Raw genomic sequence first — 12349 nt, forward strand, 5'->3', positions numbered from 1 at the left:
TAGTGTCCTGCTCGATAGCCGGCAAATTTCGCGCCGTTACAGCTAGGCTTGTCTCGTGGGAGAGACGTGGTAGCGGATGCCCGATGGATAGTCGGATCAGCGCTCGAAAGAAGCACGGGCCTGCTGCAAATCGATCAGGCTGTAGGGTCGGACGCTTTGAGCTCCCGCACCTGTTATCGTATGATGAGCGAAATTAAACCGATCGGCCACGTTGTTCCTATGAAAGCTTCCACAATTCGGCCCGCGCGCAAGGAGCGCTTGGGGGAAATCATATACGGGCAGATTCTCGAGCAGATTCTGGCCGACAACTATGGCGAAGGCGACAAATTGCCGTCCGAGGCCGAGCTGTCATTGGCTTTCGAGGTATCGCGCCCTGTCATCCGGGAAGCCTTGATGCGCCTGCAGGCCGACGGACTCGTGCAGGCACGCCGGGGGATTGGCACATTTGTATCCCATCGCCCGTCCAGCCGCCTGCCGGAGCTGGTGAGCGCCAACGAACTTTCGGGCTATCTCAGAACGTTCGAGCCGCGCATCGTGCTGGAGGCGGAAGCCGCGCGGCTCGCGGCCGGCCGGCGGACAAACACCCAGCTCAAGCTCATGCGCGACACGATCGAGGCGCTGCGCGCCGCAATTCTGGCCGGCAATCTCGGAACGGAGGAGGATATCGCCTTCCACGAAACCATCGCGGAAGCGACCGGCAACGACTACTTCCCATCGCTCCTCAATGATCTGCGTCGCCCGGTCGTCAGCACCATGGCCATCGGCCTCGAACTTGCCCGCGAGCGTTCACCCGCCCGGCGTCTCCGCGTCGTCGAGGAACATGGGAAGGTTTACGACGCCGTTGTCGCGCAGGACGGTGAATGCGCGGCCGCCTATATGCGCCACCATCTCTATCAGGCGCGCGCCGCAGTGACGGATGTGCACCACCTCGAACGCGAGACGTTCAATACCCCCGACAGCCTGCTGGATGATGTTGAAGGCTCAGTGCATCACCCAGGAGAGAAACTCACGCGCACGGGGCGTCCGTGAATTCGTAAAGAATTCCTCTGGCGGCGCGGTATCCACGATCGCGCCGGCATCCATGAAGATGATACGGTCCGCGATCTTCCGCGCGAAGCCCATCTCGTGGGTCACGCAGATCATGGTAGTGCCTTCGTTCGCGATTTCGGTCATGGTGTCGAGCACCTCGCCCACCATCTCCGGATCGAGAGCGGACGTCGGCTCGTCGAACAGCATGACGTCGGGACTCATCGCGAGCGCGCGTGCGATCGCCACCCGCTGCTGCTGGCCACCCGAGAGCTGCGACGGATATTTGTTGATCTGATCCTCGACATGCACGCGACGCAGGTATTTCTCGGCGACGGCGCGCGCTTCGTCACGCTTCAGCCCCCTCACCCGCATCGGCGCGACCATGCAATTCTCGACGGCCGTCATATGCGGGAAGAGATTGAAGTTCTGGAACACCATGCCGGTGCGGCGACGCACGAGATCAATCGACTTGCGTTTGTCCGTGAGTGCGATGCCGCACACCGACAGCTCACCGCCCTGATGCGGCTCCAGGCCGTTGAGGCAGCGGATCAGGGTAGATTTCCCTGATCCGGATGGTCCGCACAGCACGACCCGCTCACCGCTCTTCACCTGCAGGTCGATATTCCGCAGGACGTGAAAATTGGAGAAGTATTTGTTGAGGCCGACGGCCTCGATCATCGTCTGGGTCATGAAGTGCTCTGGTATTACGACGTCACTTGATCTTCGGATCCAACGCACCGGACGCGTAACGACGCGCCATGTCGCCCATCGGGATGACCTTGATCTTGGACCCATGTCCCGCGGTGTTGAATTCCTCAAGCCGCTGGCGGCACAGCTTGGCGATGGCATCCATGCCTGGCTTCATCATGTTGCGGATGTCGAACTCGCCCGGGTCCTCCTGCATCACGCGGCGGATCTGGCCGATGAGCGCCATGCGGTTGTCGGTATCGATGTTGACCTTGCGCACGCCGTGGCGGATGCCGCGCTGGATCTCCTCGATCGGCACGCCCCAGGTCTGCGGGATATTCGCGCCGTACTTGTTCATGATGTCCTGCAGTTCCTGCGGAACCGACGAGGAACCGTGCATGACGAGATGCGTATCGGGCAGGCGGCGGTGAATGTCCTCCAGGCGGTCCATGGCGAGCACTTCGCCGTCGGGCTTGCGCGAGAACTTGTAGGCGCCGTGCGAGGTGCCCATGGCGATGGCGAGCGCATCGACCTTCGTTGCCCTGACGAATTCCACCGCCTGGTCCGGATCTGTCAGCAGCCGCTCATCGCGGCCATGTTCCAGCTTGCCGAGCACGCCGATCTCGCCCTCCACCGAGGCGCCCATGAAATGGGCGAACCGCGAGACAGACTCGGTGACACGCACGTTGTAGTCGAAATCGGACGGGGTCTTGCCGTCTTCCTGCAGCGAGCCGTCCATCATGACGGACGTGAACTTGCGCTGCAGAGCCGTCGCGCAGGTCGCTTCGCTGTTACCGTGATCCTGGTGAATGCAGAGCGGCACATGCGGATACATCTTGATGAGCGCCTCGAAGAGATGCTCGATCATGATATCGCCCGCATAGGCGCGGGCCTTGGTGCCGACCTGCAGGATGACGGGCGCGTCAACGGCATCGGCCGCCGACATCACCGCCAGCATCTGCTCCATATTGGTCACGCTGAAAGCAGGAACGCCATACTGGTGCTCGGCGGCGTGATCAAGCAATTGACGGAGCGTGATGCGGGACATGTGAGCAAACCTTTCGGGAGAAGCGGCGGAGCCATCTCCGCCGCACAGGTCAATCAGAAGCGCGGCAGGTTCTCGTTGACGACGCCGAGCCATTCCTTCTGGGCGGCCTGGATCTCACCTGAGTTCCAGAGCAGCATGATTTCGGTATTCAGCCACTGCAGCAGATCGAATTCGCCACGGCGCACGCCAACACCCATCGGCGACTGGCGGACGGCGAACTTGCGCTCGAACTCCTGCGTCTGCTTGTTGATGGCGTTGGCGGCCGCGACACCCGAGACGATGGCATCGACCTGGCCGGAGAAGAGCGCCTGGTTCGTCGCCGCGTCGTCGTCGAAGCGCTGGATATTGGTGCCCTTGACGGCCTTTTCGGTGATGATGGTGTCGTTCGTGGTCGAACGCGTCACGCCGACCCGCTTGCCGACAAGGTCCTCGAGCTTGGTGATAGCGGACTTCGCCGGGGCGATGACCATCTGCTCGTCGACATAAATGGCATTGGAATACATCACCGCCTTCGCGCGCTCGGCCGTGATGCCGAAAGACGAGACGAGGATGTCCACCTTGCCGCTCGTGAGGTTGGGAATGCGCGCCTGCGACACCTGATCAACAACCTCGAGCTCGACGCCGAGATCGCGCGCGAGGAGCTTGGCGATCGCCACGTCGAAGCCCGCCGGCTTCATGTTCGCATCGGTCATGCCATAAGGCGGCGTCGACAGCGAAATGCCGACGATCAACTTGCCCCGCTTGATGATATCGTCAAAGGCCTTGCCGGTGGCATCAGCCGCCTGCGCCGCGCCAGCCGCGAGCCCCGTCACCATCATCGCGGCAGCACAGACGACAGCCGCCTTCTTGAGATAACCACCAATTGCAGACATGCCCATTGCATTCCTCCTGGAACTACTTTGTTTGGGTACCGAGACGCCGCTCGAGATAACGACTGAGAAGAGTGAGCGGAAAGCAAACGACAAAATAGAACGTCGCAGCGGTCAGATAGACATCGAGCGGCTTGAAGGTGGCGTTGCTGACGATCTGCGACGTGCGTGTGAGTTCGACGATGCCGACAACGGACGCCAGCGAGGTGTTCTTGATCAGCTGGACGAAGAACCCGACGGTCGGCGGCGTGGCGATGCGGATCGCCTGCGGAACGATGATGAAGCGCATCGAATCCGCGTAGCTCAGGCCGAGCGCATGCGAACCTTCACGCTGTCCATTCGGCACGGATTCGATCGCGCCACGCCAGATCTCGCCGAGGAAGGCGGCCGCGTAGAAGGAAAAGGCGACCGCGATGGCGACAATCGGCGCGACATCGATGCCGAGCCAGCGCGCGCCGAAATAAGCGATGAACAAGGTCACGAGAAGCGGCGTGCCCTGGACCACGAAAATGTAGAAACGCGCCGTGTTCCGCAGCACCGGGTTGTGAGCCACCCGCACAAGGGCGAGCACGGAACCTGCTATCGAGCCGCCGACGAGCGCGATCGCGGCGAGCCAGATGGTCGTCCCAAGACCACCCAACATGAAGAACACATGGTTCCAGGTGTAGGGCTGGAACATCGTCAGCGACCAACGAACTTGTAGCCGAAGGCCCAGCGCTCGATGCCGAGCATCAGGCCGCGCAGGAGAGCGACGAGCGTCACATAGATGACCGCGATGACGAGATAGATCTCCATATTGCGCAGCGTCATGCCCTGGATGTCGTTACCAATGCTGGTCAGCTCCGGCACCGAGATGGCCGAGACAACGCTCGATGACAGAAGAAGCAGAATGAACTGCGCGGACAACGAAGGAAAAACAGCCGCCAGCGCCGGCTTGAGCACGACGTGGCGAAATGTGCGGTAGCCCGAAAGCCCCAAGGCCCTTGCCGCCTCGATCTGCCCCTTGTTGATGCCCTCGATGCCGGCGCGCACGATCTCGCTGATATAGGCGCCACCATAAATGGACATCGCCGTGATCGCGGCGGTGATAGGATCGAACCGCAGACCGAGAGCCGGCAAACCGAAGTAGATCAGGAAGACCTGCACGATGAACGGCGTGTTGCGGATCGCCTCGATATAGGCCAGGACCACGATGCGAAGCACGCGGTTGCCGCTCAGGGTCAAGCACGCGGACAGAACGCCAATGACGAGACCAATAGCCATGGAGATCAGCGAGATCTGCGCAGTCAGCAGCAAGCCCTTGGCGAGCAGGTCGCCTCTGGACAGAACACCGCTGAAATCGAGATAGTCCAATCCTCGTCCTCCCGGATGCAAGCCTGCGATGCCTGCTCCTTAGATCTTGTCTCGCACTCTAGGGGCGCGCCAAACTTGTCGTCAATAAATATTACATGTCGAGAGATTGTCACCGCCGTAGGCCGCGACAAAATCGCGGCCGCTCGGGCTCATCTCCACCACGCTGGCCCAGCACTTATGCGCGTTCCAGGGCGCCGCCAGGCGATCGGTCAACGCGTTGAGCCGCTCCATGATGTCGGACTGCGCCAACCCCTCTTCCATGGCCTTCATATCGGGGAAATGACTGAAAGCGTCGGCCCAGATAGCCCGGCCGGCGAGATAGCCGTTGGCGCCGGAGCGATAGGCATAGGTCAACAGCCTCTGGAAGTCGTCCGGGTTGGCGCCACCGCTCAACAGGACCCATGGCCGCAGGATGCCCCGGGCGACGCGGTCAAAGGCGGCCTGCACGGCAGCCCCCTCTGGCCCGTCAGGGTCAGGGACATTATGCACCGCAACCGGCGGCTCCAGCTTGTAGAGATCAACGCCGGCCGGATTCATCACGTCGCTATCCGCCAGCGCCTCGAGAACGAGGGCAACGCGCCGCTCGGCGAAGACGTCAGCGCTTTCGCCGGGGAAGGGGTAGACGAGGAACTCCAGGACCAAGGCGATGTCATTGGCCTCGCAGGCTTTCCTGACGCTGTCGAGATAGGCGATCTGGTGGCTGCGGACATCCGCGCTGACGTCTGACCGGAACCACAGATTGATCTTGACCGCGTCACCACCGATGCGGCGGATGACGCCGGCATCCCAGCCCGGAACGTTGCGGGACTTACGGCCCGTTTCGGTGACTTCCCAGACCGCCCATTCGCTGCCGACGACGAGGCCGGTCCGCGCGGGAATGTCATTGATCGCGGCGGCATAGCCAAACGGCGGATCGAGCAGAACGGCGGAAGCATGTCTAGCGAGCTGGCGGGCAAGCATGGCCTTGACCGCGGCGATATCGGTATAGGGCGCCTGATCGAGACCGCGCTTTTCCTTGATCGGATTGACGATGGGTCCCGTCTGGTCCATCGCCAGCATCTTGAAGCGGCCGTTGTCATCAGCGAGGCGCCGAAGGCCCCAGAGCTTGCCGGGCGAAATCTTCATGACACACCTTTCATGAGTAAGGCATCGACCGCCGCACGATCCGGGATGCTCTCCCAGCCGCTGCCGCGTGCGCATTTCAGCGCCGCTGTGGCGCTGGCCAGACGCGCGGCACCCTCGACATCCAGTCCCTCGGCGAGGCCAAGTGCATAGGCGCCGTGGAAGATATCCCCGGCCCCGTTCGTATCCACCGCCGTCACATCAAAGGTCGGAACGTGACGCGGCGTATCGCCGTCCAGCCACCAGAAACCCTTCTCACCGATCGTGACCGAGATGATGCCACGGCAAAGTGGTGCGGCGCGGCGAAGTCCGAGGGCGATATCTGTCGTATCCGTGAGGCGCTCGAGACATGCGGCCGAGAAGACGATGTGATCCGGGAGCGGGAGCAGACGCTTGACCGCGTCCATGTCGCCGACATCGGCATCAAGCACGGTGGTGATGCCGCGCTTGCGCGCCTCCTGAAAGACCGCCGCGGCACCTTGCCACCAACTGTAGTCCGCCATCACGGCATCGACGCCCTCCAGGCCGTCGAGCGGAAGCCAATCGGCATCATCGCCGAGGTCCCGACCGATGAAGCCGAAGGCCATGCGCTCTCCGTTGGGCGATACGAGCACTGTACCGATGGGGCTCACGCCGCCTTCCACCCGGCGAACGTGATCCGTATGCACGCCCGCGACGCGCAGACGCGCCAGAATATCGTCGCCAGCAGCATCCTGACCAAGACGCCCCCAGTATTGGGTATCGGCGCCAAGCCGGGCTGTCGCGTAAGCCGCAGTCGCGGCGATACCCCCGCCCGTGCGCAGCACGTTATTGGCGCGAAATTTACAGGGTTCGGTCGGGAGGCGCGGCAAATAGACGATCGTATCGAGGAAGGCGTTTCCAAGAGTGACGATACGTTTTGCTGCCATCGCGCTTCTTCCCATAGCATTCTCTGTCCCGCTCGCCGTTCGTCGGGCACTCGTGATTGCGCGAGCGTTTTAGCGGCGCCCGCAACATGTAGTCAACATTTATTACAAGATATCCCACGGTGCTCCGATGACCCGCTGGCACCACATGGGAGACTCACTCCGTCCGCGAAACGACGGCCCGACACCGCCCTTCCAGCATGCGCCGCCAATCGTTACCGCAGTTTGCTCGGGATACTCGCGTGACAGCGGTTCTTCGATGATTGCCACGTTTTGGTACCACGGCTGTGCCAATCAGCCGGCATCGCGCGGCCACTTCGAACACACGGGTCGCTGCGGAAGACAGGCCCCATCAATGCGTGCTCATCACGTCGGCCAGCTCGCCAATCAGCCACTGTAGCCCCTCGTCACGATCGCCTCGTTGGTGCCAAATAACCTCGGCCGCAGCCTCGAGGGGCTTGTAGGGCAGCTCCAGGATTTCATGGGTGCCGGCGTCCACAAGCCTGCGCGCCATGCGCTCGGGAAGTGTTGCGATCATGTCCGTCGCCGAAAGAATTCCCGGAACAGCGGCGTAGTGCGGCAGAGAGACTGCCACATGCGCGACCGCATCTTCGTCCGTGGTCTCAATGAGCAGTCGGTCGATCCAGACACGGCGCCAGACCCCGCGCTCGTCGATGAACCCCTCTGCCGCCCGCTCGCCACTCCCGCTGAGCTCCACGACGACGAAGGGATAGGAGAACAGCAGGTCACGATCGATAGATTGCCCGACAAGGGGATGTCCCCGACGCGCCACGACCGCTTCCCGATCGACCAGCAGGCTGGTCCGCCGCATGTGGTCCGGCATCTCGCTGAACCAACCGATGACAAGGTCGAGGCGGCCTTCATCGAGATGCCGGATCACGTCCATCCGGCTATAGGGGAAGATACGCAGCTCCAGTTGCGGTGCTGTCCTGGCAAGCCGCTCGATGAGAGGGGTCAGAATGATGGCAGTCCCGAAGTCCGTCGCGGACACCCGGAACGTGCGCGCCGTATTGGAGGGCTCGAACGGCTTGGTCTTGATGGCCTCCTCGAAGCGCTCCAACCCATCGAGGATTACCGGCGCGATCGCGAGCGCGCGGGGTGTCGGTTCCATCCCGTTCTCGCCATACATGAACAGTTCGTCACCGACGGCCTGTCGCAAACGGCCAAGTGCATGGCTGACCGCAGACGCTGTGACGCCCAGTTCCTTGGCGGCGGTGCTGACGCTTCTTGTCTGCAAGACCGCCTCGAACACCCTGAACAGATTCAGGTCAACTCTACGGATGGACATACCCCCTCCTGAATTCAACTCATACGACGCTGCAGTAACTTCAGCGTTTACGTGATGCCGCGATCTCGGCATTGTCCATCGTCGACTGGATAACCCGGACGCTCCGGGGATTTCACGCAGAAGAAAATCTTGGCATGCAACTTCTCGCAAAAGAATAGCGAAGCATCGCTGGCATGGCCTGAACTTACGTCACATGCCGAGCCGGTTCACGCAAGCGCCATTGGCGAAGGCCGCGGCTGGGCATGCCACGCGCGCCATGAGCCGAGACATTTACCCACGAGATCGAAAGAAGGCACGTCGCTTTTCCGCGCCCATGAACAGAACGCAAAAGCCTGAAGCAGCGGGCGTGGAGTCCGATGCCCCCGTGAGACCAACGGAATTCACCACAGCTGGTCTTCCTCTCCCAACGCAGTTCAGCGCTTTCAGAGGAGCCTATCGTGGGGTGTTCGATATGCATTTGGAGCGTGTCAGTGCCGGAGGCTTCCCGGTGCGGCAAGACGTGTGGAATCTCGGCAGAGTAATTCTCGTCAGCGCGCATTTACCTGGCCCCCAACATGTATTCGGCTTGTGTCATAGCAGAAGCACGACGCTCGACCACTGGTATGCGCTCGTCAAATGCGGTGACGCCAGCCCGGAAGCCCCCGCAGAGCCAATTCACTTGAGCTTCCACTGTCTCGCCGACCCCTTTCAAACCGAAATTGGGGCAAGCCGCCTATTGGTTGCGTTCATACCGCGGGACATCTTCCCTTTTGGCTTCGATTTCGAGGCAATTCGTGATCGTCCGCTTGACAGTGGCGCGGGTCTCCTGCTGATGGATTTTCTGGTCATCCTCAATCGCCGACTACCTCGATTACGCCTCTCCGAGCTTGCGGGCCTGCCAAGCGCGGTGCGCGGACTGCTCGCACTGCATGGCACGTCTCCGCCCGCGCACCAAGGTGCTGCGCGTAATGCGATCGACGTGAGATTGCTTGAACGCGCTAAGCGACTGATCGACCGGAAGATCGAGGCACCTGACCTTTCGCCCGGCTCCCTGGCTGAGGAGCTTTTCGTCTCCCGATCGCGTCTCTACCGCGCCTTTGAGGCGTTTGGCGGTGTGTCGGTCTATATCAGGCGCCAACGGTTGCTTCGCACGCGCGAGGCTCTCGCTGACGCGTCCGACACGCGCTCTATCCTTCGCATCGCGGAACAATGGGGCTTCGCCGATGCCTCCGTCTTCAGCCGGGCCTTCCGGAGCGAGTTCGGCGTGTCCCCCAGCGCGGTCCGCAGGGCGGGGTGGATGGGCGGCGACCATCAGCGTGAGAGGAACGCCATCGTCGAGCGATCTCAAGAGGCAAGCCTCGAGCAACTGTTGCGCCAACTCCGCTCGTGACCACAAGGCCCGAGCAGCCCAAAACCGTGATGTCCGACGCATTCGCGGCAGGTATAGCTCCAGCAGAGGCCAACCGCAGCTCTGAACTCGGATTGATGACGGAGCCTCCGGCAACGCGCGGCAACCCGCCGTGCCCCACCACTAGTCCGGAAAATGCTCGACATGGGTTTCCGCCGTACGGCCGACATAGAGCGCCCGGCGCCCAATGAACGAGACGATATAGCCGACACAGCCCGCGGCAACGGCCTTATTGCAGAAGCCCTTATAGGTATAGCCAGGGACGAGACGCTGGGCTTCGCTTATGGCTTTCCGCACGAGGCCGGTGTCAAATGCCTCCGCGATCGGGAGGCCGATCCGATGGGTCGGCAACTCGACCGATGCGCCATCGGGAAGGTAGTAAGTCGCAGTTGCCCGCCGAAAATCGACAGCATAGCTCTCGAATCCAGCGTCCATCAACTTTCCGACAATTTGCGGAAAGGTCATCGTGTTCGTCTCCGCGCCCTCCAGGCAGGCCTGGGCGATCATCTTCTGTTCGTCATTCATGGCGTCTTCCCGATAGAGGCAGAATTGATACTATTCGACAGGCGTCGCGCCGAGCCGGTGGTGTTCGACCATGCGCATCAGGAGGCGCTCCAGAAGCGCCCGCTCGGCACCGGTCAGACATTCGAAGAATTCCGCGTCGTTGCCATCAGCAAGGGCTGCCAGCTTCGGAACGAGAGCGGCACCCCGCACCGTCAGGACGAGCGTTTGCGCGCGGCCGTCGTTTGCGTTCGCCGCGCGCGTGACAAGCGACTTGGCAATGAGCCTGTCGGCGAGCTTCGTGATGGCCCCCTTCGTCATGCCCATAGCCTCCGCGAGGCGGCTTGGCGGCGTGGGCTCCCGGCCGTAGAGAGCGCGCATGAAGCTCCATTCAGCGACAGTGACATCCTCGCCGGCGAGCTTGACCGCGAAAGCGTGAGAAACGTGATTGGAGACCATGCGCAGCCAATAGCCGAGATGGGATGTGAGATCCGAAACAGATGGGCTTGCCGGCATGCCGCCTCCAATGGTTGACTAGGAAATTACATGAAGATTGTTTCCTAGTCAACAATCCGTGCGACGGCAGGCGGGCGCAGCCGGACCATCAGGCTGTGGATACAGGCGAAATGGACCGCCTCGTCCTGAACCGGCCGGCAGCATCACGAGCGGCGAGACGTGCCCCGTGTTCCGCCCGCACCTCGGACAGATGGCTGGCCTGCTCAAGCGGGCAGCTGAAGCTCTCGACGAGGACAATGGAGCTGCACGATCTTGCCTGGAACCAACGTGTTCTCGCCACGTTTAAGCTTTGCGCAAAGTATCCCTGTGGAGCATTGGGTGACAAAACAGACGGTTACAGCCAACCGTGATCTCCGCGAGAACCGCCCGTTATGGGCAGATACATCGCGCATTTCGGTGATAACGCGCCAAACTCCGCGCGAGCGCTTCTACGACGTGGTCATTGTCGGCGCCGGCATCAGCGGCGCGCTCATGGCCAATGCTCTTGCCGACGGGAGGCGTTCCATCCTGGTGGTCGACCGGCGTGGGCCCGTCAAGGGGTCCAGTATGGCCAGCACGGCGATGATCCAGCATGAAATCGACGTGCCGCTGTTCAAGCTCGCGCAAACCATTGGCGGGCCACGGGCCGCGCGCGTATGGCAACGGTCGGCCCAGGCCGTCGAAGGATTGAAGGCGCTGGTGCAAGGCCTCCGCATCCCCTGTCAGTTCGAGGCGAGACAGACGCTTTACCTCGCCGGCGAGGCCTATGGCGCCCGCGCGCTCAAAGAGGAAAGCAAGGCGCGGGCTCAGGCTGGCCTTGAAGCGCGCTTTCTCGACGCAGATGAGCTCGAGCAGCAATTCGGTATCGATCGCCCCGCCGCCATCGTCAGCAAGATGTCGGCATCGGCCAACCCCGCGCAGATGACCGCCGGCCTCCTGCGAGACGCGCGCAGGCACGGCTGTGAGATCGTCGCCGGCCTGGAGATCACGGATCTCCACGCGGGCGAACCTGTCGTGCTCGCCACATCGAGCGGCCAGCTTCTCCTGGCGAGCCATGTGGTCTTCTGCACCGGATACGAATTCCTGAAGCCGCTGGCCAACAGACAGCATCGCATCATCTCGACCTGGGCCATCGCCAGCAAACCCGGGCTGAAATTACCTCCGTGGCTCTCGGAAGCACTGGTTTGGGAGGGGGCGGATCCGTATGTCTATTTTCGCACGACCCCGGATGGGCGATTGATCGCCGGCGGCGAGGATGAGGACAGTTCCGAGGCCTATCTGTCGGAAGCCAAGCTGAAAACCAAGGGCCGCACAATCGCCGAGAAGGTCGGCGACCTGCTGCATTGTGCGATCGGCTCGCCCGACTATGTCTGGTCAGCGGGCTTCGGAAGCACACCGACCGGCCTGCCGATGATGGGCGAAGTGCCCGGCTTGAAGAACGTCTATGCCGTCATGGGCTATGGCGGCAACGGCTTTACTTTCAGCAAGATCGGCGCCGAAATCATCGCGGCCATGATCGGGAAGAAACGGGATCCTGACGCCGAGCTGTTCAGTTTCCGTTGAGCCAGAATGCTTGCTGACACCACTGCCGGCTGGCCTGCCGATCGCTGGATTTAAGCCCGATCGGACAGTTCGCGCTTGACT

At 61.9% G+C, this 12349-nt stretch carries 13 protein-coding genes; 3 read left to right on the forward strand and 10 right to left on the reverse strand.

Annotation, left to right across the window (positions count from 1 at the left end; genetic code table 11):
* The first annotated feature begins 258 nt into the window (after positions 1-258).
* Positions 259-1029, forward strand: coding sequence for a FadR/GntR family transcriptional regulator (locus KIO74_RS23445; RefSeq protein WP_249731452.1), 771 nt, complete (start codon positions 259-261; stop codon positions 1027-1029).
* Here KIO74_RS23445 and KIO74_RS23450 read toward each other — a convergent pair.
* The 8 genes from KIO74_RS23450 to KIO74_RS23485 form a co-directional block, all read right to left on the reverse strand.
* Entirely contained in the window at positions 982-1719 is a 738-nt protein-coding gene (locus tag KIO74_RS23450) for an amino acid ABC transporter ATP-binding protein (RefSeq protein ID WP_283772186.1), read from the reverse strand. The genes KIO74_RS23445 and KIO74_RS23450 overlap by 48 nt on opposite strands.
* Positions 1720-1741: 22 nt before the next feature.
* On the reverse strand, positions 1742-2764 hold the full coding sequence (gene fba, locus KIO74_RS23455; RefSeq protein ID WP_213337284.1) for a class II fructose-bisphosphate aldolase: 1023 nt from the start codon (positions 2762-2764) through the stop codon (positions 1742-1744).
* A gap of 53 nt (positions 2765-2817) precedes the next feature.
* Positions 2818-3642 carry a transporter substrate-binding domain-containing protein gene (locus tag KIO74_RS23460; RefSeq protein ID WP_213337285.1) on the reverse strand — a complete coding sequence of 275 codons (825 nt, stop codon included), beginning with the start codon at positions 3640-3642 and terminating at the stop codon, positions 2818-2820.
* A gap of 16 nt (positions 3643-3658) precedes the next feature.
* A complete protein-coding gene (locus KIO74_RS23465) occupies positions 3659-4312 on the reverse strand; it encodes an amino acid ABC transporter permease (RefSeq protein ID WP_213337286.1) in 654 nt (217 codons plus the stop codon).
* Between the two features lie 2 nt (positions 4313-4314).
* The gene (locus KIO74_RS23470) at positions 4315-4986 is read right to left on the reverse strand and encodes an amino acid ABC transporter permease (protein ID WP_213337287.1); all 672 of its coding nucleotides are present in this window, start codon (positions 4984-4986) and stop codon (positions 4315-4317) included.
* 81 nt (positions 4987-5067) lie between these two features.
* Positions 5068-6111, reverse strand: coding sequence for a tagatose 1,6-diphosphate aldolase (locus KIO74_RS23475; RefSeq protein WP_213337288.1), 1044 nt, complete (start codon positions 6109-6111; stop codon positions 5068-5070).
* The gene (locus tag KIO74_RS23480) at positions 6108-7016 is read right to left on the reverse strand and encodes a PfkB family carbohydrate kinase (protein ID WP_213337289.1); all 909 of its coding nucleotides are present in this window, start codon (positions 7014-7016) and stop codon (positions 6108-6110) included. Before KIO74_RS23480 ends, KIO74_RS23475 begins: the two co-directional genes overlap by 4 nt.
* A 349-nt stretch (positions 7017-7365) precedes the next feature.
* Positions 7366-8322: a LysR family transcriptional regulator gene (locus KIO74_RS23485; RefSeq protein ID WP_213337290.1), complete on the reverse strand. Its 957-nt coding sequence runs from the start codon at positions 8320-8322 to the stop codon at positions 7366-7368.
* A gap of 220 nt (positions 8323-8542) precedes the next feature.
* Between KIO74_RS23485 and KIO74_RS23490 the strand changes: the two genes are divergently transcribed.
* Positions 8543-9691: a helix-turn-helix domain-containing protein gene (locus KIO74_RS23490; RefSeq protein WP_213337292.1), complete on the forward strand. Its 1149-nt coding sequence runs from the start codon at positions 8543-8545 to the stop codon at positions 9689-9691.
* A 141-nt stretch (positions 9692-9832) separates the two neighbouring features.
* Here KIO74_RS23490 and KIO74_RS23495 read toward each other — a convergent pair whose 3' ends face one another.
* The gene (locus KIO74_RS23495; protein ID WP_213337294.1) at positions 9833-10234 is read right to left on the reverse strand and encodes a DUF1398 domain-containing protein; all 402 of its coding nucleotides are present in this window, start codon (positions 10232-10234) and stop codon (positions 9833-9835) included.
* A 30-nt stretch (positions 10235-10264) separates the two neighbouring features.
* Positions 10265-10726: a MarR family winged helix-turn-helix transcriptional regulator gene (locus tag KIO74_RS23500; protein ID WP_213337295.1), complete on the reverse strand. Its 462-nt coding sequence runs from the start codon at positions 10724-10726 to the stop codon at positions 10265-10267.
* Positions 10727-11044: 318 nt separating this feature from the next.
* Here KIO74_RS23500 and KIO74_RS23505 point away from each other — a divergent pair, with 318 nt between their 5' ends.
* Complete coding sequence (locus KIO74_RS23505; RefSeq protein ID WP_213337297.1) at positions 11045-12268, forward strand: NAD(P)/FAD-dependent oxidoreductase; 1224 nt, start codon at positions 11045-11047, stop codon at positions 12266-12268.
* Positions 12269-12349 lie beyond the last annotated feature (81 nt).

The organism is Chelatococcus sp. HY11, from assembly GCF_018398335.1.
Taxonomy (GTDB): domain Bacteria; phylum Pseudomonadota; class Alphaproteobacteria; order Rhizobiales; family Beijerinckiaceae; genus Chelatococcus.

What these genes read in the sequence shown, in the direction of transcription:
- KIO74_RS23450 (WP_283772186.1), bottom strand. Translation starts at nt 1,719, where the DNA reads ATGACCCAGACGATGATCGAGGCCGTCGGCCTCAACAAATACTTCTCC.
- KIO74_RS23475 (WP_213337288.1), bottom strand. Translation starts at nt 6,111, where the DNA reads ATGAAGATTTCGCCCGGCAAGCTCTGGGGCCTTCGGCGCCTCGCTGAT.
- fba (WP_213337284.1), bottom strand. Translation starts at nt 2,764, where the DNA reads ATGTCCCGCATCACGCTCCGTCAATTGCTTGATCACGCCGCCGAGCAC.
- KIO74_RS23500 (WP_213337295.1), bottom strand. Translation starts at nt 10,726, where the DNA reads ATGCCGGCAAGCCCATCTGTTTCGGATCTCACATCCCATCTCGGCTAT.
- KIO74_RS23460 (WP_213337285.1), bottom strand. Translation starts at nt 3,642, where the DNA reads ATGGGCATGTCTGCAATTGGTGGTTATCTCAAGAAGGCGGCTGTCGTC.
- KIO74_RS23465 (WP_213337286.1), bottom strand. Translation starts at nt 4,312, where the DNA reads ATGTTCCAGCCCTACACCTGGAACCATGTGTTCTTCATGTTGGGTGGT.
- KIO74_RS23495 (WP_213337294.1), bottom strand. Translation starts at nt 10,234, where the DNA reads ATGAATGACGAACAGAAGATGATCGCCCAGGCCTGCCTGGAGGGCGCG.
- KIO74_RS23485 (WP_213337290.1), bottom strand. Translation starts at nt 8,322, where the DNA reads ATGTCCATCCGTAGAGTTGACCTGAATCTGTTCAGGGTGTTCGAGGCG.
- KIO74_RS23480 (WP_213337289.1), bottom strand. Translation starts at nt 7,016, where the DNA reads ATGGCAGCAAAACGTATCGTCACTCTTGGAAACGCCTTCCTCGATACG.